The following is a 24,740-nucleotide window of genomic DNA, read 5'->3' as shown; positions in this document are numbered from 1 at the left end:
CTTTTGTCAGTCCTTCCGGAAGCGCTTTACGATCAAGCAAGAAGATCCTGCTTTCCAAAAGCGCGTCCTGATAAAACTGAATTTTCACATCAAAAATCACGAAAATCCACTGGGAGTGGCTGAGCTGAATTTCATTGAATCTTTTTTATTCGCCAAGCCAAAATCGCAAGATTGCCGACTATCCAGAAAACCAGACCGACTATTCCTTCCTCTGAAACACAACGTATCCAGCAACCTCCCGGGAAAATGGACTCGGTGCATCAACACGCACGCACTGAACCTTAACGTCCGCATCATCAAAATGTGACGCCATCAGGGTTCCGGCCTCTTCCGCAGCATCCGCGTCATCATCTTTGACTTCACCATCAAATATGAATTTCAGAAGAATCCCTTCCTCGCAAATATCACAACAAACGCAGCGAACGGCCCTTCCGACGTTTCCAAGAAGAGAGTTTTGTGCAGAAAGCAGGAGTCGAATACGAATTTCTTTATCTATCATGGTCTAGACGGAACGATATGAACACCATCCTTTCCGTAATGAATGATGCCCTTGGTGGTGGGAATGCTTTCCCCTGTAACGGGATCCACATATTTTCCGATGATTTTCCCAAAATCAACTCGCTCACGAGAGCCGGCCTGACCGACAGGAACATTATTCGCCGGCTGCCCCTTGCCGGCATGTTCATCTACGAGTGACTGCGGATCAGGGTATGTCAACTCACTACGACCTTGGATAAAGTTGTTGTGACCAGGCTGGTGCTTTCCTTGTTTCCCCGCATCCACTTCTGGCGCGTTTCCGTTCACGGTCGCGATGATATGCTCGATCGCACTCTTGACGATATCAATCGGAGACACAAGGATCTTGGGTCCCGTTTGCTCGTTAATCGGGTTGGCGTGGACGTTCACCGTCGGGTCCAGTTGTTGCACCGGATCGGAAATAACGCCGTCCCCCTTCTTTGCCGTTTCCCCCTTGAAGCCCGGAGTTTCGAAAGGCTTTCGCGGTTGACCAGGCGAGGGCGGCGGTGGCGACGGGCGCGGTGCCGGCCCCCACACCTGATTGTTCTCCACCTCGATCTGGCCGGCGCTCGTCGCCGTGGCCGCGTTCACGCCCGTTGCCCCGGCAATGCTCGCCACCAGGCTCGTGACCAGATTCTCTCGCGCCTGCCGCTGGTCCGGCGTCATGCCGTCCGTCGGGCTGAGCAAGCTGCCGATCACGGAACTGGTCGCCGCACCCATCGCGCCTGCACCGCAGCTCTGGCTACCAGCAGCCGCACCAGCGCACCCAACAATCGCGTGCAGGGCCGCACGCGCATCCTCACTGCCCAAACCGTCTGCGATCTGCTTGACTTGATTGGCGCCGAGCGCCTGTAGATACGCCACCGTAGCATTTTGCGCGAGTTGACCCATCCCGCCGGTGACGTTCGCGCCAGCTCCAGCCGTCAGCGCGGTGAGCAGCATGCGCCCGGTGCCGCCCATCCCCCATGTAGCGTTGTCTTGGAGTGTCTGCGTGAGTTGCGCGATCTTGGCCGCGTCCTGCTGGTCCGCTGGTTTGGCCTTCTCAGCATCAAGCGCCTTCTGGGCGGCGGTTGACTCCTGCGCACGGTTGTTCAGGAAGGTTCCTGCCTGACTGATAAAGGTCCCGGTGATTTCGAAACCTGTCCTGATCTCCTTTTCGTTGAAGATCGGCTTGAGGGCGCCTGTTGTATCGACCTCCGAGGAAGCGTTCCGGTTCAGACCTGCCACCGTTTGGTCGGCATCCTTGCCAGTCAGTGCCTGCTGCTTGGCGCCATTGGTGATGTGGATGGCCCCGCCGCTGACGCCACTGACGGTTGTACTGCTGCCACTGCCGCTAGCGCCCATCACGACAGGCGGCGTTGCGCTGAATCCGCCAGCCGAAGGCAAGGTCGAGCCCGGCACCTTGTCACCGCCCGTGGTGGCCTCGCCCTTCTGATTCTTGCCCACGCCGCTTCCGCCACTGCTATAGCCACCACCAATACCGATGCTGCTCGCGTTGTAATCCGCATGGTTTTGGATGTCGCTTGTGGTCAGCGTCGCCGTCGTCAGGCTGTTGGCGCCGTTCTGCACGGCCTTGTCCGTGGACGTAATCACCGCGCCCTTAAGGCCAGTGTTGCCGCGCACGTTGATCTGGAACCCGCCGTCGCCGGCCTTGATGCCAGATTGCTCGGTCACGCTTGCATAGTCGCTGTCGATCTTCTGCTGGCTGACGCTGGCACTGCCAGAGAAGCCGTAGCCCACCGTGACGCTGCCGGAAATGGACTGGTCCTTGCTGTGGAAGGTGCTCGTATCATGCAGGCTTGTTGCGTTGAGATTGCCGCCCACATCCGCCACAACCTGCCTGCCGGAAGCCACCGCGCCCTTGAGGTTGGTATCGCCGCCGGATTCCAGCGTGAGCTGATTGCGCGCATTGACGTGAGTATTGGTCCACGTCACATCGTGGCCATTGCCCGTACCACGAGACGCGCTGGCGTTGGCTGTCACGCCGAACGACGCACCGTTGGAACTGACCGATACCGCTACGCCAACGCCACCGCTCATACTGCTGCTGGAGCGTTCCATGTCCGCAGTGTTCTTCGCTGCCAGCAGGTTGATGTCACCATCGGCCTTGAGCAGCGCATTTTTGCCAGCTTGGACATCGCTGCCTTGCACCGTTAGCGTTGAGTTCTGACCATCGCCAGTGGCACGAATACGAACGTCGCCACCAGCTCTGACTGTGGAACCTGCAGCGGTATCCGCATCCTGGGTCTGCTTGCTTTCGCTCTTGCTGCCGCCAACGGTGATGGAAATGCTGGCACCACCGCCCGATTTCGGGTCCGCAGCAATTGCATCTGCTGCGTTCTTACCTGCCAATGCCGTGGCACCTCCTGCCAGCATTTTGAGCCGAGTGTCTGATGTTTCGCTCGCTGCACTTCCCATTTGCGAGGCCGTCTGCATTGCGGCAATCACCGGCGCGGTTACGGCAACCGTCAACCCAGACTGTTCGAACTTCGATTCCCGGCTGCTACGACCTTGCTCACGCGCCTCCTGTATGTCGACCTTCTTGGCAAGAATGTCTACATCACCCTGCGTCGCGATGACGTTACTGCCAACCTGGCGATACTGATTGCCTGCTGTGATGCTGACGTTGCCTCCAGTCGAACCGACTGTCGATGCCGCTGCCAAGGTGTGCGTCGTGCGATCATCCTCGCTTTGCAACCGGTTGCCGATGGTGAAACCGATACCACCAGACCCCATCAAGCCACTCTGCGTTTCTTTGCGATAGTGCGTTTCGCTTGTGGATGATGTTGTCGATTCAATATTGACGTCGTTCTTCGCCTGCAGCGACACATCCTGCGTGGCTGCGACGTTGCTGCCTCTCACGTTGAGATCACGCCCAGCCGCCACAGTCACCTTATCACCGGACAATGTGGTGCCGACCGCGTTCGTTTGGCCCACCGAATCGATGGTGTGTGTCGTCTTGGACGACAGGAAACCCTTTTCGGTCTGGAAGTGCTCGTCCCGCACGTCCTGGTGGCTCTGGCCGGCATTGAGGTTCACGTCGCGCCCTGCGGCCACCTGGATGCTTCCGGTTGCATTGGCGTAGGCTGCCGTGGCGCTCACGTCCTGGCCTGCGCCGATGGCCAGATTGCCTCCAGTCTGGATTTGTGTGCCGACATCGGCATAGGCCGAACGGTCGGAACGGTTCTTGTCACCCCAAACGACATGCTCTTCGCTCGATTGGCGTACCGCGCTTAGATTGACGTCTCGGTTCGCCGCAATTCCAGCGCTACCCGACGTGGTGATGGCGGCTGCTGTCAGGTTGACATCGCGGCCGGCCTGAATCCCAAGTGTCCCTGCATCAACACTTGCCACCTGGCTGATATTGGTGCCGAGGGTGGTGGCGTTCGCGGTGGACGTGCTGGTGCTGGTCAGGTTCACGTCACGCCCGGCGCTCAGCAGCACCTGGTCGCCCTGGATGTGCCCGCCGAGGTTGTTGATGTCCTGCGCAGCCTGCGCCAGCAACGTCTTGCCCGCCAGCGTACCGGTATTGACGATGTTGTCGCCGGTGACGACCGTCACCCTGCGGCTGGCGATGGTGCCGCTGTTGGTGACATCGCCCTTGGCTTGGAACGACACGTTGTTGCCCGCCATCAGCGTGCCGCCGCCGGTGAGGTCGGTGTCCTTGGCGCGCAGGTAGACCTGCGGCACCAGCACCTCTTGCCGGCTGCCGTCGGCCAGCGTCACGGTCTGCTTGACCATCCACACGATGTCGGTGGTCAGCCGCGCCATCTGCTCGTCGGTCAGCGCCGTGCCGACGTTCAGCCCGAAGGCCTTGCCGGCGGCGACACCGGCGGCAAGCAGCGCCTTGTACTCGTCTTCGTTGCTGGTGTAATCGCCGATGAAGCGCTGCCCGGTGGCGCGGATGATCTGCTGCTGGATCAACTGCTGCTCGTAGAAGCCGTCGCCGATGCGCTTGAGCGTGGCGCCCGGGTCATTGCGGAACTGCGACAGCATCACGTCGCTGGACGTCCACTGGCGGAAGTTGGTGAAGCGCGGATCGGTTTCGACCAGCACGCTGCTGCCTGGGTCGCGGACGACGCGGTACAGGGCATTGTTGGGCAGCGTCAGGTTGGGCACCACGGTGCGGATGACGGCCCCGCTGTTCGGAACGGTCACGGCGGCGGTGCCGGCACTGACCGTGCTGCCGGCCGGCGCGGCCACGGTGGACGTCACGGCGCGGACGGTGCCGCCCGTCGGCACAGCAACGGAGGCCGTGCCGCCCGCAATCGTCATGTGATCCGCGACTGCCGTGGCGCCGCCGTTGCCTTGACCGGCCGTGGCGGCCACCGCGACGGATTTGACGGCGTGCTGGCTGTTCGGGCCGGTGCCGCTGGTGGCGCTGACGTCCAGCTGGAATTGGGTCTGCTCGGTCTGGCCCTGCCACGGCTGCGCATCGTTGACGCGATCGCGGTCATCGACGTGCGTGTAGATCGCCTGACCCGTGGTGGTGACGGTCTGCGTGCCCTGCATGCCGACGTTGTTCGGGCGCGTGCCGATAACGTTGTTGCCGGTCAGGTCGCCGCCCGCCACGATCTGGCTGGCGACGTTGTTCACCACACCGGCGTTCAGCGTCATGCTGCCGCCGGAGGTGATGGTGCCGGGGTCGCTCTGGGTCACGACGGTGCGGGTGACCTGCTGGGTGCCGTCGTAGATGGTGAAGTGGTCGACCTGCCGGTGGCTGAAGTCCCGGTTGAAGGCGGCAATGGCGTTGTTCAGCTGCTGGTATTGCGGAAGGGCAGCATCATGCCGCTGCTCCCACGCGGCATAATCGATCGCGTACTGCGCAGCCCGGCCGATGTAGTTCTCCTGGATAGGCTGCGGTCCGATCTCCTGCGGCCGCGCAATGCCGAACACATCCCAGATGCGGTCGCTCGCGGAGTAGACGAAGTGCTCCGGATACTCGCTCACCGTGCAGTTGTCGCCGGAGCAGACACCACCCGGGCTGTAGGCGGCGCCGATCGGGAAACTGAGCGGTGCGCCGATCATGGCCACCTTCGATGCCTCCTTGCTGTAATCGAACGGCGGGCCGTAACGCTCGAACGGGTATTGCGCCGAGGGCATCACCATGACCTTGTAATCGTCGTCGCCGAGCCATGGCCAGTCGGCGCCGGTGTGCCACTCGCCGGTGTTCTGGTGGAAGAGCCAGACCGTGGACGGATCGATGTTCTGCAGCGAGCCGTCGAGCCGGTAGAACGTGATATGGCTGCCCGCCGACGTCTGGTTGATCACAGAGAAGTGATTGTTCTCGTTGTTGATCTGCGCGGCGGCGATGGTGAGGTTGGCATCGGCATTGATGGTGGCCGAGCCGTTGGTGACCGTTTGCGCCGAGCCGGCGGCGTGGTTGCCGGCATCCAGCGCCCCGCCGACGCGCAGATTGCCCGCCGTGTAGATGAGCGCGTGCTCCTGGTTGTTGAGCGTCTGCACGCCCAGGTCCATGTCACCACGGCTGGCGATGACGCCGGCCACGCCGCTGGCGTTCACGGTGTTGGTGAGCGTATTCGCCTGGATCGCCACCGTGTCGCCATACAGGCGGCCGGTGTTGACCACCGTGTTCGCGCGCACCACGGTGGCACCGCCATCGATGAGGCCATCGTTGGACAGCGTGCCCCGCGCGGTCAGGGTGTTGGACACCGCGCCGATCAGCTGCCCGCTCTGCGTGTTCGCGATGTTGTTGGCCGAGACCGCCAGATTGCGCCCGGCGGACAGCGTGCCCGAGTTGGTCACGTTGCCGGTCGTCGTGACCGAGACGTCCTGGCCGGCGGCGACCGTGCCGGTGTTGACGAAGTCCGATTGCAGATCGAGCGACACGCTGCCTTGCGATTGCACCGTGCCGTCGCCGCTCATGCGGCCGGCCGCGACCGCCACGCTGCGGGTGCCGTTGAGGTTGCCCCGGGTGTTGGTCAGCGCCCCTGCCGCCTTGGCGCCGACCGTGCCGGCCGACTGGATCGCACCCTGCGTGTTGTCGATGGCCGGCGCGGTGATCTGCGTGCTCTGGTCCGAGCGGACCGCGCCGGCGGTGTTGTCGAAGGACGTGGTGGCGGTCAGCGCCACGTTGGCGCCTTCCATGCCGGTGCCGGCCGTGTTGGTGTTCTTGTTGACGACGGTCGCACCGTTGACCGACAGCGTGCCGCCCGCGTGCATCAGGCCGGCGCTGTTGTCGAGCGTCGTGCCGCTTAGCGTGACATCCGCGTTGGAGGCGATCTGGCCGCCGGCATTGGTGACGGTGTCGTCGTGGATCGTCAGGGTGCCATTGGAGACGAGCTTGCCCTGCGCGTTGTTCAGCGACTGGCCTTGTACGTCCAGCGTGGTGGCCGATGAAATCGTGCCCTGCCGGTTGGCGAGCGTGCCGGTGTTGACCGACACGGCGTTGCCGATCAGCGCGCCGCTCGTGTTCGTCAGGGATTGGCTGTGCGCGGTGAGCGTGGTACCGGCCTGCAGCACGCCGTTGGCGTTCGTGACGGCGCCGGCGGTTGCATCGAGCGCCGCCGCAGCCGCGATGGCGCCACCGGTGTTGTCCAGCGCGCCGGTGCCGGTGTTGATCGTGACGTTGCGCCCGGCCACGGTGCCGGACTGGTTGCCCAGGCTCGCGGCCGACAGCGCAATGTCCTGCGCGGCGAGCAGCTTGCCGCTTGCGTTGGCGACCGCGCCGGCGCTGGTGACCGTCAGGTTGCCGCCACTGGAGCCGAGCACGCCGCCGGCCGTGTTGTCCAGGCTGGCGACGGTGGCGTTGAGGTTGCCGGCAGCGGCGACCGTGCCGCCCTGGTTGACCAGATTGCCGGCCTGGATCGTCGCCGCGCCCGATGCGGAAACGGCGCCGCGGGTGTTGTCGAGCGTGCCCGAGCCGGTGTGGATACTCAGACCGCGTGCCGAGACAGCGCCGCCTTGGTTGTTGAGGCTGGCGGCATTGAAGGTTGCGTCCTGCGCGGCGATCAGCTTGCCACCCGCATTGATGACATCGCCCGTGCTGTCCAGATGCAGGCCGGCCGTCTGCGAGCCGAGCACGCCCGAAGTGTTGTCCAGGCTGCTGACCTTGAGCGTCACGTCACCCATCGCGGCCAGCGAGCCGCCCCGGTTGACCAGCGTGTCGGCACCGATTACAGCCGTCCCGGCGGCGGACACCGTGCCGCCCGCGTTGTCGACGGTACCGGTCCCCGTGTTCAGCGACAGGTTGCGCGCCGAGATCGTGCCGGCCTGGTTGCCCAGGCTCGCGGCCCTGAAGTTGGCATCCTGCGCGGCCACCAGCTTGCCGCCGGCGTTGTCGATGGCGCCGGTGCTGGTCACGTTCAGGCTGGCCGACTGCGAGCCGAGCGCGCCGCCGGTGTTGTCCAGCCGGCCGACGTTGGCTTGCACATCCTCCACCGCGGCCAGCGTGCCGCCTCGGTTGATCAGACTGCCCGCATCGACCGTCGCCGTGCCGGCTGCGGATACCGTGCCCTTGGTATTGTCGATGGCGCCGGTTCCGGTGTTCAGCGACAGATTGCGCGCCGAGATCGTGCCGGCCTGGTTGCCCAGGCTCGCTGCGCTGAGGGTGGCATCCTGCGCGGCGACCAGTTTGCCGCCCGCGTTGTCGATGGCGCCGGTGCTGGCCACGTTCAGGCTGGCCGTTTGCGAGCCAAGCGCGCCGCCGGTGTTGTCCAGACGGCCGACGTTGGCTCGCACATCCCCCACCGCAGCCAGCGTGCCGCCTTGGTTGATCAGGCTGCCCGCATCGACCGTCGCCGTGCCTGCCGCGGACACCGTGCCCTTGGTGTTGTCGATCGTGCCGCCGCGCGCATCCAGCAGCAGGTTGCGCGCCGACACCATCCCGCCCTGGCTGTTCAGGCTGGCGGCCGCGATCGAAGCATCCTGCGCGGCGACCAGCTTGCCGCCCGCATTGACGACATCGCCAGTGCTGTCCAGCTTCAGGCTGGCCGTCTGCGAGCCGAGCGCACCCGAGGTGTTATCCAGGCGGCCGACCTTGAGCGCCACGTCACCAACGGCGGCCAGCGTGCCGCCCCGGTTGACCAGCGCGCCGGCGCCGATGGCAGCCGTACCGGCGGCAGACACCGTACCGCCGGTGTTATCGATCCCGCCGGTCCCCGTGTTGATCGACAGATTGCGCGCCGATACCGTGCCGCCCTGGTTGCCCAGACCCGTGCCGGTGAGCGACACATCCTGCGCGGCGATCAGCTTGCCGCCGGCGTTGGCGATGGCGCCCGTGCTGTTGACGTTCAGATGGCCCGTCTGCGAGCCGATGGTGCCCGCGCCGTTGTCCACCGAACCGGCCGTGACCGCCACATCGCCGACCGCCCCCAGCAACCCGCCCTGGTTGACCACGCGCTGCGCACCCACCTGCATGCCCGTGGTCGACCACAGGCTGCCGGCCGCGTTGTCGAGCGTGCCGCCGGCCTGGATCGCCACGCTGTTGGCCGAAACGGCCGCGCCCCGGCTCGACACATCGCCCGCCGCCGACAGCGTGACCGCGCCACGCGCGTTGACGCTGCCGTTGCCGGTATCGATGCTGCCGGCGCTCACGCCGATATCCTGGCCCGCCAGCAAGCTGCCGCCATTGCGCACGGTGCCCGCTGCATTGAGCGCGACGCTTCCGGCCTGGGTCACGCCACCGTTTGCATCGACGCCCGCGCCGATGGTGCCGGTGTTCGTGATCTGCGGCCCAGCGATCGCCACGTTGCCGCCGGCAACCACGCTGCCCGTATTGGCCGTGCTACCGGAGATGGACACGTTGCCCGGCGTGCTGATCGCGCCCTGGTTGGTGACGTTCGGCGCGGCAATCGCCAGATCGGCGGCACTCTGCACGCGGCCGGTGGGCGTGATGGTGACGTCGCCGTTGGCCGACAGGTCCAGCCGCCCGGTCAGCGCGGCCAGATTGCCGCCGATGTTGACGCCGAGGCCGCGTTCGGTCCCGATCAGACGGGTCGCGCCGCCGCCGAACATGCTGCCCAGTTGCCCGACATCGATAGCGACCTGCGGCGCTGGCCCCGTGCCCGCGATGGCCGTGGGCGCGACGCTGCCATAGTCGACGCTGTTGGCGCCGGCCACCGCGTTGAGCCGCTCGGCCCATACCGCGCCATTGATGGCCATGGCGCGCGACAGCAGGTCGAGCTGCGCGCCGCGCGCATCGAGCCCCGCGCCGTTGACGGTGATCTGGCCCTGCTGGACGGACAGGCTGGAGAGGTTGCCCAGCGCATCGAAGTTGGGCGTGCCGGTGGTCAGCGTCACCCGGGGGGCCTGGATGAATGAACAACCCGAACAGATGATCCCCGCGGGATTGGCCACGATGAGGTTCGCCCGGTTGCCGGCGATCTCGGTCGGCCCCGCCAGCGTGGACGGATTGCCGCTGGTGACCTGGTTCAGGATCACGCGCGCGCTGTTGTTGCCCAGGAACGGATTGCCCTGGACCCAGCCGGCGATCTGGGTCTGCGAATTCTGGCCGCTGTTGTTGAGTACGACGCCAGCGCTACCGACGTTGTAGTGCGTGAACGAATTCGCACTCACACCAGCGGCGGAGGGCGCATTGATGTTCACGACCGGCGTGCCATTCGCCGCCACGCCCACCACAGGGTGCGGGCCAGGGGCGCCACGGTCCACCGTCAGCGACTGCCCATGCAGCCCCGGCGACGCCAGTGCGCCCGCCGCCGTCAGCATCAGCACGGAGGCGCGCCGACGGCTCGCCCGGCTGCCCGCGCCGCGCCCCTTGCCCGTGCTCCTGGCCGACTCCTCCACGGCCACCAGCATGCCCCGTGCAGCGTTGAAGACGGTTCGATAGCACTTCGCGTTCATGACAACCCAGGCTTTGCAATTTTTACCAAGGCCGGGATTCTAAGCGGCGACTACCTCATATAAGTTACTTGAAATTCACTTTTTGAACATTTTTGAGCAAACCACTGATCACATCAACATTGAGCGACCTAGTTGTTGCAGAACCCTGATCATTCCGGCCAGCCCGGCGGGCAATGCCGTTCAGCTCAAGCAAAACAGGTCGCGCCGACGTCGATCGGAGCAGCCTGTTTCCTTGGTTGGAGCCGGACGCCGGCGCATCGGCTCAGCTTTGGCCACCCCGTCGCTCGGGGGCGGGGGGCAGGGCGGCCTCAGCGTGTTTCGCCCGAGAGGACGAGGCAGAGGCCCGATCGCGTGCCGGCGCTTCGTGCGGTCCATCCCCGGGCGGGTCCTGGCGCGCACCATCCCGCCGGTAGCGGTCGAACGACGGAATGCGCTCCGCGCCGATGGGCGTCGGCACGGTGGCGGCATAGGTCTTGAGCGCCGCGAGCCGGTCGGCATTGGCCTTTTGCAGTGCCTGCCGCTGGGCCGGGTCGGTGGCTTGTCGCTGTTCCACGTCCGTGTCCTGCCATTGCCGGTAGATCTTGTGCGTCTTGTTCCTGGTGTAGAGGCTGTCGCCCGTGTGGAACTGGATTTCGAAGTTCAGCGCCTCGCGGGTTTGCAGCTTCACGTTCAACCCGGCATAGGTGCGGTTTCTGGCCATAAAGCTGTTGTTCACGCGCGTGATCCGCAGGCCGTTGGCCGTCAGCGTCTCCAGCGCCTTCTGGGCGTGCGCGCCGAATGTCTCGTGGGGCAGCTGGATGATCCAGCGCATCGCGTCGCGCACGCGGTCGGCCGCCTGCTCCGGCGTGATGCCGTTCAGGACGCACAGGCGCTGGATTTTCTTTTCGATGGACTTCGCTTTCTTCACGACGCTGTGCTCCCGGATCACGTGCAACTGCATCGTCTGAAGCAGTGGCCCCACCTCGCGCTCGATGCGGACCGCTGCCTGTCGCAGCCGTTCGACCTGCGTTGCCATGGCGTCGGGGCGCTTCCCGGCGCCGGCGCCCGGCAACTGCGCCGCCTTGGCCTGCGCGCGCCGCTTGTTCACCTGCGGGGGCTCGTTGTTCCAGTCGCCGATGTGTTCGCAGCCCGCCGGCGTGGCGACTTGTCTGCAGGCCTGTCGGGCCTCCTCCAGGCAGGCGACCCGCTGCTCGACGCTGGCGCCCTGCATCTGCAGCTCGAAATCCTGCTTGTAGTTGTCGTGGTAGCGCATCTTGAGCGCGAAGGTCTCGTCGGTATGGAACTGCACTTCGAGGCGCACGCTCTGGCCCGCGGCGTCGCGGCCCATGAATTTCACGTTGATGCCCTTGAACGGGTCCCAGGCGGGTTTGAAGGCGTTGTGCACGCGCGTCTTGATCAGGCCGGCGCGGTCGAGGTTGCCCAGGACCTCGGCATACCCCGCGGCGAAGTCGTCGGGCTTGAGCACGACGCTATAGCGCAGCGCGTCGTTCACCATGGCCGCCGCGTCTTCGGGGCTCGGGTGGCCCCTGTGCAGCAGCACGCGCAGCTTGTCGTGCAGGGCGCGCTCCGTCTTGACGCGGTGCGCCTGGCCGCGCAGGGCGCCGATGCCTTCGATGGCCGCTTTGATGACCGGCGTGATCTCCGGCTCGACCAGGCGGGCCGCCGCGTGCAGCGTGCGGGCGCAATGCCGGAGTTGGGCTTCGGTTTCCGCGGGCGTGGTGCGCAAGGGCGGCGTGCCCTCGATCGCACCGTGCGCGAGCAGCTCCTCGATCGCCATCTCCATGAGTCCGGCCGCGAGGGTGGGGTTGTCGCGCAGCCGCTGCAGCGTGGCCTGCGCGTTGAAGCGCCCCTGACTCAGCTCCTGCATCACGCCGCTCCTGGTGTACGGCATGAACCGGATGCGCTCGGGGCTGCTGCGCAGCGTTCCCTCGAGATGATCGGCGATGTCGAGGAACAGATCGGTCTGCGTCACGGCCTTGGGGGCGTCGGTGCCGATTTTCACGCCGAGCGTGAGCAGGTTGTGCAGGGTTTCCAGGGGCGCGCCCGGTACGTAGCCGGACTGCCCGATGGGCGCGTCGTCCAGCGGGGCCGGCTGGGCCAGTGGGTCCGGTTGCTTGGGGGGCGTGGTGGGCAGGATCGTGGCCGGGTGCGGCAGGCGGGCCCGGGGGTAGTGCGTCACCAGGGCCGCGAGGCGTTCGCGCGGCGTCGTGGCCGATGCATAGGCCTGCGTGAGCGGAGCAAACAGCAGGGTCGACCCGCCGGACAGGGCCTGGGGCGCTCGTGACGCCGTGTCGGGCGACACGGCGCGCACGGGGGACTGCGCCTCGCGCATGACCTCCAGGAGTTGCGCCTCCAGCGCCCGCGCCACTTCGAGCGCCACCGGATGGCAGGCATGCTGGACGCCCAGGCCCGCGCGGAGCAGCAAGTCCTCCATGACCTGCGTCGTCGTCGCCCGCTCGCCGCGCAGCAGCGCGCGAACGCCGCGCCGCAGCTCGCGCTCGGTGCCCTCATAGACGCCGAACAGCGTCCGCTCGGCCAAGGTTTGCTGCAGCGCCGGAGGCTGGCCGAAGAACAGGAACTGCAACGTGCTGAGGCGGCCGACCAGCTCCTGCCCGTGCAGCGCCGACAGCACCTCGGCGGCACGCCCGGCCTGATAGCGGCCCTCGGCATCCAGCACGCCGTGGGCCGTCTTCGGCGGTTTGAACGAGCCGAGCTTGCCGATGCGCCGCTCGCGCTCCTCGAAGAACCGGGTCACCGCCTGCGTCATCCGCGGCAGGCCCGCGTACAGGAACACCTTGTCGCCGTCGCAATCGGCATCGCGCTTCTTGAGCTCGTTGATCGGCAGGGCCATCAGGGCGCCGGGCGGGAAGATCTCCTTGACGCGCAGGCTGCCCACGGTGTCCATGCGCGGTGCTAGCCGGTCGCGGCGGCGGCCGTCCGTCCAGCTCGAATGCACCTTCATGTCTTCCGTCGACCAGACCCATTGCGCGTCGTTGTCCTGGGGCCACATCTTGTCGGGCACCACGATGGTCACGCCCTTGCCGTGCAGCATCGGGACATCGTCGTCGTCGGCCGGCGGGTTGCCGGTCTCGTCCCAGGCGGTGTAGCTGTACTGGAACGCGAAGGCGGTGTCCAGGAACCGGGCCGTGGCGTCGCCGTTGTCGCAGGTGCCGATGCGGTCGGCCGTGACCGGCATGAGGTTGGCCTTGTCGTAAGGGGGCTTGCCCAGGAGCACGGTGCCGCCCGTGGCATCGAACACCTTGCTCTTGTCCCTGGGCAGGTGCAGCCGGTCGTCTCCCGAAGGCACGGCGATGCCCTGCGTGCCCATGATGAGCGCGCCCGCCAGCGCCTCGTAGAGCTTGTGTGTCTTGATGTCGCGCGTGCCATCGGCGGGATTGGCCACCCAGAGCTCCGGATCGTCGCGCAGCGACGCGCGCAGGTGCGCCCGGGCCTCTTCGATCGTCGCCTGGTCGCGCGGGAAATGGTGGGTCGCCTGCGGCGGCAGCAGCGACATCCGCTGCGATTCGCCCTCCAGTGCCTGTGCCTGCGCGGAGTGCATCGCCTGCCGGATGACGGGAATCCTGCACGCCAGGGATTCGCGGATGAAGCCGCAGCCGTCGTTGGGCACCAGCTGGATGGCGGCCCCTTCGGGCGTGCGTAGCGCAAAGGCCGGCGGCGAGCCCTGCAGCCGGTCGGGCAGCAGCGCCAGGCGGATGGGGCCCTCGACCACATGGTCGCGCGGCACCACCTCCAGCAGCGCGCGCTGCATCCGGAACCAGTCTTCGCGCTGCGGATTGAGCTTGCGGATCACGTCCTTCATCAGCGCGGCATCGGGCGCAGTGTCGGCCAGCCGCATGGCGGGAATCCTGCCGTAGCGCTTGATCCCGCCCTTCGTTCCCGAGGCGCCCAGCAGGCTGCGCATGTGCACCTTGGTCGGCTTCAGGTGGCTGCCCCCGAACAGGTCCATGCGCAGCAGATCGCCGCCGCGCCGGATGACGCGCGTCAGCATGAATGCGCTGACCTTGCCGGGCAATTGCACTTCCAGCAGCGGCAGCCGCCCGCTGGTCAGGCGCGTGAAGAAGGCGTACTGGGATGCGGCGGTGTCCCGGGTTTCGTCGGGCCGATGGGGGGTGAGGTCGCGTCCGGTCAGGTCGATGACCTCGATCGCCGCCGCGCCCGCATCGCTGTGCATCATGTCGCGCACCTCCGGCAGCGCGCGCAGTTCGCGCCGCACGTCGCCCACGTTCAGCGGCGTCGGCGGATGCGCGGCCAGGATCGTGTCGAGATCCTTGTGCAGCTTCAGGTCTACGGCGTCGAGTACCTGGTCTGCGGCCTCGATCTGCGCGATGAGGTTCCAGCTCATTTCATCGAGGTCGGTTTCGATCGCGCCGCGTGTGCGGTCCAGCATCTCGGCCACCCAGGTCCTGAGCGCATCGCGCCGGGCATGCGCGGGCAGGGGGATGTCCGGCACGTTGCTGCGCTTCCAGCAATCCGCCACCACCGAGTAGGCCTTGAGCAGCAGGAAGAAGGTCAGGCCGGGGCGGCGGGTGCCGAAGGCCTCGCCGTCCCGCCGGATCTGCAGGGACGGGGGCGCTTCGGCCGCTGCCGGCCGGCGGGGGGCGGCGGCGGCCAGGTGGGCATCGATGTAGAGCCGTATCTTGCGGTCCACGGCGGGCTGCATCTGATCGAGCAGCCGCAGGGCATCCGCGCGATAGGCCTTGAGTTCGGGCGCGCGCGCCACCGGCAGCAGCCCGGCCGCCACGCTGGCCAGCGCCTCCAGGTTGTCGGGCTTGAATCCGGTCTCTGCGTAGAGCGCGGCCAGGCGCGTCAGCCCCTGATGGGCGAGCAGGCGCAGCCCGTCCTTGAGCCCGGTGCTGGCCAGGGCCTTGAGGATCAGCGCCACGTTGCGCGTCTCGGCCTGCGCCAGCCTGTCGGGGCGCGAGTCCAGATGCGCCGCCAGCTCGCGCAGGCGGGCCTGGGCCAGCGCCATGGAGGCATCGCTCTGGATCGCGTCGCCGTCGTCGGCCTCGCCGGCATGCCCCAGCTCCAGGATGAAGCGGGCCGTGCCGTTGGCCAGTTGGGCGAGCTGGGCCATGGTGAAGGCGCCGAACGGCTGCCCACCGCTGCCAAGCATGCCGATGATCCGGATGGACACCTCCTGGCTCGCCGCATCCTGCAGCCACCGGCTCACGCCGTTCAGGCTGTTGGCCAGGCGCTGGGGCGTGAGCTGGCCGTCGGCGGCCAGCGTGTCCCAGCCCAGCAGCAGCGCTTCGGCTACGGCCAGCGCGGCCCTCCGGCAGGTCGCCTCTCCGGGCCACTTGCTCAGGCCGTTGAGGCAGGCGGCCAGGCCGATCGCGCCGAACGCCTCGGTATCGCCCAGCTCGTCCCGGCGCAGCAGCAGCGCTTCGGCCACCGCCAGCGCGGCCTCCCGGCAACCGGGTGCTTCGGGCCACTTGCTCAGGCCATTGATGCAGTTGGACAGCTCCTGCGGCGTGAACTGCCGAGGGTCGGCCAGCGCGCGCCGGTGCCGCATCAGGGTTTCGGCCACCGTCAGCGCCGCTTTCCGGCAGCTGTCCTCTTCGGGCCATTTGCTCAGGCCGTTGAGGCAGTTGGACAGGAGCTGGGGCAGGAATGGATCGCCGGCAACCGCCACGCTGCTCCAGCGCGGCATCAGTGCGCCCACCACCGCCAGCGCCGCTTTCCGGCAGGGGTCTTCCGTGGGCCACTTGCTCAGGCCGTGGAGGCAGTTGGCCAGGCCCTGGCCGGTGAATTGCGCGGCATCGTCCAGTGCGTCCCGGCGCCGCCACAGCGCGGCGGCCATCGCCACCGCCGCCAGCTTGCAGGCGGGCTCTTCCGGCCACTTGCTCAGGCCGTTGATGCAGTTGGACACCTGCTGGGGCGTGAAGGCATCGGCGCCGCCCGGCGTGCCCAGGCGCCGCACCAGTGCGTCAGCCACCGCCAGCGCCGCTTGCCGGCAGCTGTCCTCGTCGGGCCACTTGCTCAGACCGTGGAGGCAATTGGACAGGTGCTGGGCGCTGAATCGTTCTGCATCGTCCAGATCGGCCTTGCGCCACAGCAGCGCCCGGGCCACGGCTGCCGCTGCCTGCCGGCAGCTCGCCTCTTCAGGCCACTTGCTCAAGCCGTTGAGGCAGCTCGCCAGGTGCATCGGCAGGAAGTCAGGCAGATCGTTGTGCGCGTCCCGGTGCCGCGGCAGGGCCTCCGCCAGCGCAACGGCCGCCTGCCGGCAGGTTGCATCGCCATGCCATTTGCTCAGGCCGTTGAGGCAGTTGGACACGTCCTGGGCGTTGAACTGTCCGGTGTCGGCCATGTCTCGGCGGCGATGCCACAGCGCCGCCGCCACCTCCACCGCCGCCAGCCGTGCCGGCTCCCGCAGCGGCCACTTGCTCAGGCCATTGAGGATCATGGACAGATGCTGGGAAGGGAAGGTCCCGGGATCCAGCAACTGGGCCTTGCGCGAGAGTACGGCGCCGGCCACGGCCATGGCCGCCTGCTCGCATGCGGCGTCGGTGAACTTGCTCAAGCCGTTGAGGCACATGGCCAATTCCTGCGGCTTGAACGCCTCCGGGTTGTCCAGCTCCTGGCGGCGCTGCCACAGGGCCCCGGCCACCGCCGCCGCCGCTTGCCGGCAGGTCTTGTCATCCGGCCATTTGCTCACGCCGCCGACGAGGCGCGCGAGCGCTTGCGGCTGATACTGCACCGGCGAGAGCAGCGCGTCCTGCTCGTCGGCGACGACGCCTGCCAGCAGTTGCGCGCCCACCCGGCAGGCCTCGTCCTCCGGCCACTTGCTGAAGGCATTGATCAGCAGGCTCATGTCCCGTCCGAGCAGCGGGTTGGTGTCTGCGAGCCGGTTGCGGAGCAGGCCGGGCCCGTAACGCATGCCGAGGCTCTCGAGGATCCGCGCCACCGCCACGCAGCCGGCACCCTGCGCGGGCTGCGCTTGCGACCAGCGGTTGCACAGGCTGGCGAGCTTGCTGACAAAGCGTTCGTTGTCGATCGCCATGTCGTGGTGAACGGCATAGAACGCGTGCGACGACTCTTCCCACTTCCTTTTCAGCTGGTCGGTGGCGTGTTCGGACAGCCCGAGCCTGCCGGCAGACTCCAGCAGCGTCGAGACCGCCCTCACGAAATTGGCGAAGCAGGCCAGGCTGTCCATGAAGTCGACCGCGGGCCTTTCCAGCAGGCGCAGGGCCTTGCCGCAGTCGCGATGCGAAAGGGCATCGCTCGCGATGGTCCACAGCAGATCGCTCTCGTCGTCGTCCAGCTTCCGCGTGCGGGCGAACTGCTTCCGGAAGCTCGCTCGCGCTTCGGGCGTGGGCCTTTGCGGCACGGCAGCCGGCGCGCGGCGGCGCGCATCGGACGGGTCGTGCCGATCGCGTGCCTGCGCGGGTGCGGGCGCCGTCCGAGCCCGTCCGGTTTCGGTCCGGATGGCATCGCTGCGGTCATGGCGCGCACGCTTGGCCTGCCGGGCCGGCGGCTCCCGATCAGAGCGTTGCCGCCTGGGCGCTTCGGCCGTCGTTCGCGCTCGGTGTTGCGGATGCGGCGCACTCGCATGGCTCGCCGTCTCCTGCCGGTCCGCCACGGATACGCGCTGGCGCTTGGGCGCGGGCACGTGCTCCGGGTGGCGGCGGCTGTCCGTGCGGCGCGGCAGGCCATCGAATGACGATGACGCGTCGTGTGCCGGGTCTCGGTCGCGCTTGCGGGGGTGGGTCGATGATGCGGGCGCCTGGTTGTCATGCGACCGCGGGTAGTAGTGCGATGAAGCGTGGGTAATACGTGTCACTTAGGGTTCTGCCGATGTTTTTATGCGGCTTCGGGTACTCGCAACGCCGGCGGTGCCGGTGGGTTTCGCAAGGCCCGTCGCTCGGGAGAGGCTGCAGGCACGGGGTGTTCTGCGGGGAGGCGTCATGCGCCAATACATCACGACGTGAGCTATGTGCTCGTACGGGGACGCCCCAAGCCAATTCGACTCAAGGATGTCCCGATGCTCCGGGAATGTTGGAAGTAGCCCGCCCCAGCCTTTCAGAATGGGCCATGAGGCGCAGCTTTGTTGTGCTGTCGACGAAGCGAGGTCGCCGTATCCGAAGTGCCAGGCGGCGTCCGCAAAACGCCGGCTCGCCGCGGCGGGCGGCCTGGGCGGCAACCCACCCGAGCAGCACCGGCATGGCGATGGCGAGCAGCAGCAGGCGACGCGCTTGCACGGCTACATCCGCCCGTCGTGCATGGCGCCGCCGCTGAGATCGACCATCTCGGGCGTCACCTCGGCATAGCGCAGCAGCTTGCCGCCGTAGCGGGTCATGAAGGCGCGCGCATCCGCCTCCTGCCGGAAGCTGGCGAGTGTGGCGCCCATCGACCCCTGACGCTGGCTGCCCAGCACGTAACAGCCCGCCCGCGCGTCGAACCAATGCCCACGCGGACGTTCCCAGTTGGCCAGGGCCATGTCCTGCACGAACACCGCGCGGATCGACCTCGCCTGTTCGGGCCTGAGCAGGGTGTTGAACATCTCCACCGTGTCGCAGCACCAGTGCGGCTGCGCATCGCCATGGTAGTAAAGCTGGGCCTTGGGGCCCGGGTAATCGGACAGCAGCATGCCGTCCAGGTCGCAGGTGCTGGCCAGGTCGATCTCGGCGGGAATGGGCGCAGCGGCATCCTGCCTGCCGCATGCGGCCACGGCAATCGTGCCGGCGCACCCTGCCAGGGCGGCCAGCAGCAAGCGGCGACGGTCGGCGTTCATGAGCGGAATCTCCAGGCGGCCAGCGTCAGCGGTGCGGCGATCCAGGCCAGCATCGCCCCGCCCATCGCCCAGGGATTGCCCAAGGCCGGCGGCACGATGCTGACCAGGCCCTGAAAGCCGCGCAACTGGTCCAGCGAGAACACATTGAGGATGCGAAAAATGTCGGTCGGATTGAGCAGCAGCAGATAGGCCAGCGCGGGTCCGCCGACGGCACCGCCGCTGGCGACCAGCAAGCCGAGCAGCAGCAGATCGAACACCAGCACGAAGCCGAACCACAGGGCGATGGCTAAGCCCGAAGCGCGTGTGCGCTCGCGGCTCAACACCGAGACGCACAGCGCCAGGCTGAGGAACACCAGCCCCAGCAGAATCGAGCTGAGCACGAAACCGGCGGACTGCACCAGCCCAACCCGGCCGAACTGCCGCCAGAGCAGCGCCACCATCAATGCAAAGCCGGCCAGCGTCGACAGCGTGAGCGCCGCGGCCAGCCCGAGAAACTTGCCAAGCAGCAGCTCCAGCCGCGTGATCGGCAGCGCCAGCAGCAAGTCGAGCGTGCCGCGCTCGCGCTCGCCGACGATGGCATCGAACCCCAGCAGCAAGGCAATCAGTGGAATGAGGTAGATGACCAGGCTGACCAGGCTGGTGATGACGAACTCGATGGAATGCGGCCCCAGCGCACCCTGCTCGGCGCCGCCGAAATAGCAGATCACCAGCGAAAACACGGCAAACACGGCGGCCACGGTCAGCACCCACCGGTTGCGCAGGCGCTCCCGCAGCTCCTTGGCCGCCAGGATGGCGACCTGCCTGCATTCGACGCCGGTCATGCCGCGCTCCCGAGGCCGAAGAACAGGTCTTCCAGCGACGCTTCCCGGATCTGCAGATCGAGCAGGCGGCTGCCCAGCGATTGCAATGTCGCCAAGACCTGCATCTTGACGGCATGCCGGCATCGCAAGGTGAGATCCTGCTCAGCGGGGCCGTCCTCGATCTCGACGCCGTGCGCGCGCAACGGTGCCAGATGCTGCCGGAACGCGGCGCGCGAACCGGATTCGACGCGCAGCACCAGGGCCAGCGGAAGATCCGCCTGCTCGCGCAGGCCGGCAACGCTGCCGAGCGCGAGGATGCGGCCATCGGCCATGACGGCCAGGCGATCGATGCGCTGCTGGAGTTCGGCCAGGATATGCGAGGTGATCAGGATCGTGACGCCCTGTTCGCGCAGCCGCTGCAGCATGGCGTAGAAGTCGTGGATGGCCGCCGGGTCCAGACCGTTGGTGGGCTCATCGAGAAAGAGCACGCGCGGCGCGCCAAGCAGGGCCTGGGCAAAACCGAGCCGCTGCCGCATGCCCTTGGAATAGGCGCGCACCGGCTTGGCGGTCGCGCCCTGCAAGCCCACGCGCGCGAGCAGCGCCTCGCAATCGCCCGTCGGCGCGCCCTTGAGCCTGGCAAAGAAGCGCAGGGTTTCCAGTCCGCTCAGGTTGTCGTACAGGGCGAGGTTCTCCGGCAGATAGCCGATCCGGCGGCGCGCGGCGCGGAAAGCCGCGGTGCGCAGCGAGGCGCCGGCCACGTGAATCTCGCCCTCGCTTACCGGAATCAGCCCCAGCATCATCCTGAAGAGCGTGCTCTTGCCGGCGCCGTTATGGCCGATGAGGCCGAACAGCTCGCCGTACCCGACCTCCAGGTTCACGCCATCGACCGCGCGGACGGTGCCGTAGTCTTTGCCGACGTCGCGCAGCACGATGGCGGCGTTGTTCTCAAGGCTGCTTGTCACGCCACGTGCTCCAGTTCGGGTGGATGGGCTGCATGCGCGGGTACGCGTCAACCACGCTCGGCACGCGCAGGATGGGGAACTGGCGGCTCACAAGCCGCAGCACCTGCACCGCCGGACTGGCCAGCAGCAGCTGCACGCCGGGATGGCGCCAGATCAGCCGATCCACCATGTTGTTGGCTTCGTACGGCAGGTCGCCGATGCCATCGCCATCGCGATCCCAGCCCAGGTAGTTGCTCCAGAAGTTGCCTTGCGAGCGCTCCGCCGGCGAGCGGCCGCCCCAGGCTTCATCGCGTGCGCCGACGTAACGCACCGGCTCGCGGTTGCCGATGAAGTCGTTGCCCTGCACCACATTGCGCGTGGACCCGGCGGACAGATGGACGCCCACCCGGTTGCCGATCACCAGATTGCCGCGCAGTTGCGTGTATTCGACGTCGTAGATGAAGAACCCGCGGTCATTGCCGGCGACGACGTTGTCTTCCACGCGCGAGTCCTGCAAGGTGCGCAGCATGATGCCGTGGTCGGCATTGCCCCAGGTGCGGTTGTTGCGCACGATCTGATCGCGCACCTCCATCAGCGCCAGGCCGCCGCGATTGTCGTAGCTGTCGTTGTCCTCCCACAGGTTGTAGTAGGAGTTCATGTAGTGCGTGCCGTAGCGGCTGTGGTGAAGGCGGTTGCCTTTGAAGACCGCGTGGTGCGACACGTCGACATACAGCGCGTCGCGCACGAAGCTGATGTTGTTGGCGAGGATGCGGGCGCGCTGCGTGTTGTACAGCTCCACCCCGTTGCCGCGCTGCGCGGAGTTGTAGTCGCGCTTGCCGGTGATGGTATTGCTCTCGATGCGCACGTCATCCGCCTTCTCGATCCACAGCCCGAACAGGTTGTAGGTCAGATCGCAATGGCGCACCACGGCCCGGTGCGCGCCCGGCAGGATGTTGATGCCGGCGTTCTGGTCCTTCAGGCTGTCGCCGGAATCGCGCACGATCAGCCCTTCGATCACGACGTCCGGCGCACTCACGCGCACGGTGTCGCCGCGCTGGCCGCCGCTGAGCGTGGGGCGGTCCAGCCCGCGCAGCGTCAGGGCCCGGTTGACGACGAAGTTGCCGGTGTACGTCGCGTGCTCGATCTCCAGCACATCGCCGGGATGCGCCGCATCGATCGCGGCCTGCAGCGGCTGCCCCGCGCTGACGCGCACCGTGGCGGCCTGGGCGAGCGCCAGCCATCCGGCCAGGAAGAGCAGCATCGGCAGCCACCTCATACCGGCAGCCACCCCAGCGCCTTCAGGGTCAGGAACAGTGCAGCGCCGACCAGCAGGTTCTTGAAGCCCACGTAGCTGAGCATGTCCATCACGGTTGCGCGCCGGTAGTTCGTCCGCCACCACGGGCCGTCCTTGACATAGCGCCGACCCGCCAGCCGGATCAGCACTTCATGGGCGCTCCAGCCGAACCACCACCCGATGACGGCACCGGACGACAACCGCCCCATGGCCGCCAGCACCCACACCAGGCTTGCCGCCAGCGCCAGCGAAATGCCCGCGATCTGCAGGGCACGCGCCGAGGCCCAGCCCTCGCGGCTCCAGGGCCAGAGGTGGTCGCGCAGCTCCAGCATCAGCCGGCGCAGGCCGCGTGACCCCTCCTGTCCAGGCGGCACCACGCGCTCGGGCGGCATGCGCGGGTCCGGCCCCTGTGCCACGCGCTGGGGCATCGGCACCGGCCGGATCGGGATGAAGTAGCCATCCTTGCCGATGGGCGTGATCTCCAGGCCGTCGCGCTCGCGCCGCTTGCGCTCCCTGGCCAGCGGCGGGCAGCCCTTGACGTCGGTGTACAGCACCATGCAGTCCAGGCAGTGCAGGCATTCGCGATGGTCGATGCGGCCATCCGCGTCGATCGCCTGCGAGCCGCAGCCCACGGCGCACGCCTTGCAGCTGTTGCAGTCCTGCTTGCGGCGCAGGCCGAACCAGCGGAACGTGCTCGGCATGGCCAGCGCCGCCCCGAGCGGGCAGAGGTACTTGCAGTACGGCCGCTCGACAAACAGCGATATCCCCAGCAGCGCGCAGACGAACAACCCGTACGGCCACGCCCGATGGCGGATGCCGACCAGGAACGTGGTCTTGAACGGCTCCACCTCGGCGAGCTTTTCGGCCAGTCCCATCGAGAACACCGAGACCGTCAGCAGGCCGAAGAAGAGGGCGTACTTCAGCCACTTCAGCCGATCGTGCCAGGCGCGCGGCAACTGGCGCTGCCAGCGCTTGAAGCCGATCCGGCCGCCGATCTTGTGGATCGCTTCCGACAGCGAGCCGAACGGACACAGCCAGCCGCAGAACAGCCCGCGCCCGAAGAGGAACACCGTCAGGATGATGAAGATCCAGAAGCAGAAGATGAACGGATCGGTCAGGAACAGCGACCACGTCCACTGGAACAGCAGCGAATGGAACCACGTCAGCACCTGCGTGATCGACGGCTGGGCCATCGCCCCGAAGCCGACGAAGCCGATGCTCAGGGCCCAGGCGCTGTACTTGAAGGCGTTGACCGGCCACTTGTTCTTGCGGGTGGCGCGGCGCGTCAGGCGTTCACGCAGCGCATACACCACGCCCACCGCCACCAGCAGGGCGACGAACAGGGCGATCTGCGGTGCGCGCGTGCGCCAGACCCGCCGCCACGGTGCCTCCGGCGCGTCGACGTGTGGGCGCCCGCCCTGCAGCAACGCATCGGGCAGCCAGTACGGCGCATCGAACGTCACGAAGCTGCGCGTGCCGGTCGCGCGATCGACGCGGTTGCCGAGGAGCGACAGCTTCCACGGATACGCCGCCGAGAACCCCGGCGAGCGCACCACGAAGATGGCCGATTCGGTATAGGCCGGCGCGCCGTCGGCCGCCAGGCCATAGAGGTTCAGGTAGTCCGAATCGCGGAAGGTGAAGGACGCCGCGTCCTGCTTGATCTGGATGCGATCGTAGATGCCGCCGCGCACGAAGCCGGACCCCTTGAACGACGCCGCGCCTGCCGTGCGGATCACGAAGATGGCGTGCTCGTCCGGCTTGAGCCGCGCATGCAGATCGTTCCAGGCGGACTGGCCAAGCAGGCTCGTGCCCAGGTCCGGGTGGTTGAGATCGCCGAACCAGAGTTCGATGAAGGGTTCCGGCGCGCGTTCCAGGCCGAGTTGCTCGGGCCGGATCAGCAGGCGCTGCACGCTGCCCAGCTTGACCAGGTCTGCCCAGCTCGCGCGCTGCCCGGTCTGCGCATAGCGCGTCGGCGCGTGCCGGGTGGGCGACAGAATGCCCACCTGGCGCGCCACGGCCGCCGTCGCGGTGGTCAGCACCTGGTTCTGTGCGATCACGGTCACGGTGGCGCCGGAGATGGCGTCGACACCCAGCACGCCCTCGTCCGCGCGCGATTGGCCGACCTCGATCTTGTCTTTGACCGACTTGCCGATGTACTGCTTGTTGAAGTTCAGCAGTGCGGACTCCGGAATCCCCAGCAGCAGGATCGGCTCGGAATGCTTCAGGACCTTGACGCCGACATAGCGGCCTTGCCGGTCCATGCCGATCAGCGTCACCACGGGCTTGCCGGAATAGGCGGGAATGTCGGTGATGTCGGTGGACAGCATCACGTAGCCCAGCAGCGGCGCCTTGCCGCCTTGCGCCGGGCCGTAGGCTTCGACATAGGGCGGCTGCCCCATGCGTTCGGAAAAACGCGCCGCGCCGGGAAACACGTCGGTGCACGGCACCAGCGCGCACAGGTCCCTGGCCTCGGTCAGGTTCGCCGGCAGCTCGGCTTCATACGCGCCACGGCCGGCCAGCGCCGGCGGCACGCCCACCAACAGCAGCAGAAGGAAGGCGGCCACCCAGGCCGCGATCCCTTGGTTTCGGGATGGCATCTCGGGGTTCATCGGCGC

General features: G+C 67.1%; 8 protein-coding genes. All 8 read right to left on the bottom strand.

The features are described 5' to 3' along the window. Positions 1-199: 199 nt before the first annotated feature. Positions 200-499: a MafI2 family immunity protein gene (locus GO999_RS20770; RefSeq protein WP_071895811.1), complete on the bottom strand. Its 300-nt coding sequence runs from the start codon at positions 497-499 to the stop codon at positions 200-202. Beyond that, on the bottom strand, positions 496-10,338 hold the full coding sequence (locus GO999_RS20765) for a hemagglutinin repeat-containing protein (RefSeq protein WP_211906810.1): 9,843 nt from the start codon (positions 10,336-10,338) through the stop codon (positions 496-498). Before GO999_RS20765 ends, GO999_RS20770 begins: the two co-directional genes overlap by 4 nt. A gap of 262 nt (positions 10,339-10,600) precedes the next feature. Next, positions 10,601-17,938: a XopAD/skwp family type III secretion system effector gene (xopAD, locus tag GO999_RS20760; RefSeq protein WP_249215131.1), complete on the bottom strand. Its 7,338-nt coding sequence runs from the start codon at positions 17,936-17,938 to the stop codon at positions 10,601-10,603. Between the two features lie 621 nt (positions 17,939-18,559). Continuing rightward, complete coding sequence (locus GO999_RS20755) at positions 18,560-19,090, bottom strand: nitrous oxide reductase accessory protein NosL (RefSeq protein WP_211906808.1); 531 nt, start codon at positions 19,088-19,090, stop codon at positions 18,560-18,562. Then, positions 19,087-19,911, bottom strand: coding sequence for an ABC transporter permease (locus GO999_RS20750; protein ID WP_165591828.1), 825 nt, complete (start codon positions 19,909-19,911; stop codon positions 19,087-19,089). The genes GO999_RS20755 and GO999_RS20750 overlap by 4 nt, the downstream gene beginning before the upstream one ends. Continuing rightward, positions 19,908-20,852: an ABC transporter ATP-binding protein gene (locus GO999_RS20745; RefSeq protein ID WP_016724592.1), complete on the bottom strand. Its 945-nt coding sequence runs from the start codon at positions 20,850-20,852 to the stop codon at positions 19,908-19,910. The genes GO999_RS20750 and GO999_RS20745 overlap by 4 nt, the downstream gene beginning before the upstream one ends. Beyond that, a complete protein-coding gene (locus GO999_RS20740; protein ID WP_028861891.1) occupies positions 20,836-22,107 on the bottom strand; it encodes a nitrous oxide reductase family maturation protein NosD in 1,272 nt (423 codons plus the stop codon). Before GO999_RS20740 ends, GO999_RS20745 begins: the two co-directional genes overlap by 17 nt. Further along, positions 22,104-24,722: a NosR/NirI family protein gene (locus GO999_RS20735; protein ID WP_211906807.1), complete on the bottom strand. Its 2,619-nt coding sequence runs from the start codon at positions 24,720-24,722 to the stop codon at positions 22,104-22,106. The genes GO999_RS20740 and GO999_RS20735 overlap by 4 nt, the downstream gene beginning before the upstream one ends. Positions 24,723-24,740: the final 18 nt, after the last annotated feature.

This window comes from Ralstonia nicotianae (assembly GCF_018243235.1).
Taxonomy (GTDB): Bacteria; Pseudomonadota; Gammaproteobacteria; order Burkholderiales; family Burkholderiaceae; genus Ralstonia; species Ralstonia nicotianae.
Note: the sequence above shows the minus strand (reverse complement) of the source record. Positions and strands in the feature narration are given on the sequence as shown.

Excerpts from the sequence above, each read along its gene's own strand:
- GO999_RS20765 (WP_211906810.1), bottom strand. The coding sequence starts at position 10,338 with ATGAACGCGAAGTGCTATCGAACCGTCTTCAACGCTGCACGGGGCATG.
- GO999_RS20770 (WP_071895811.1), bottom strand. The coding sequence starts at position 499 with ATGATAGATAAAGAAATTCGTATTCGACTCCTGCTTTCTGCACAAAAC.
- GO999_RS20740 (WP_028861891.1), bottom strand. The coding sequence starts at position 22,107 with ATGAGGTGGCTGCCGATGCTGCTCTTCCTGGCCGGATGGCTGGCGCTC.
- GO999_RS20755 (WP_211906808.1), bottom strand. The coding sequence starts at position 19,090 with ATGAACGCCGACCGTCGCCGCTTGCTGCTGGCCGCCCTGGCAGGGTGC.
- GO999_RS20735 (WP_211906807.1), bottom strand. The coding sequence starts at position 24,722 with ATGCCATCCCGAAACCAAGGGATCGCGGCCTGGGTGGCCGCCTTCCTT.
- GO999_RS20750 (WP_165591828.1), bottom strand. The coding sequence starts at position 19,911 with ATGACCGGCGTCGAATGCAGGCAGGTCGCCATCCTGGCGGCCAAGGAG.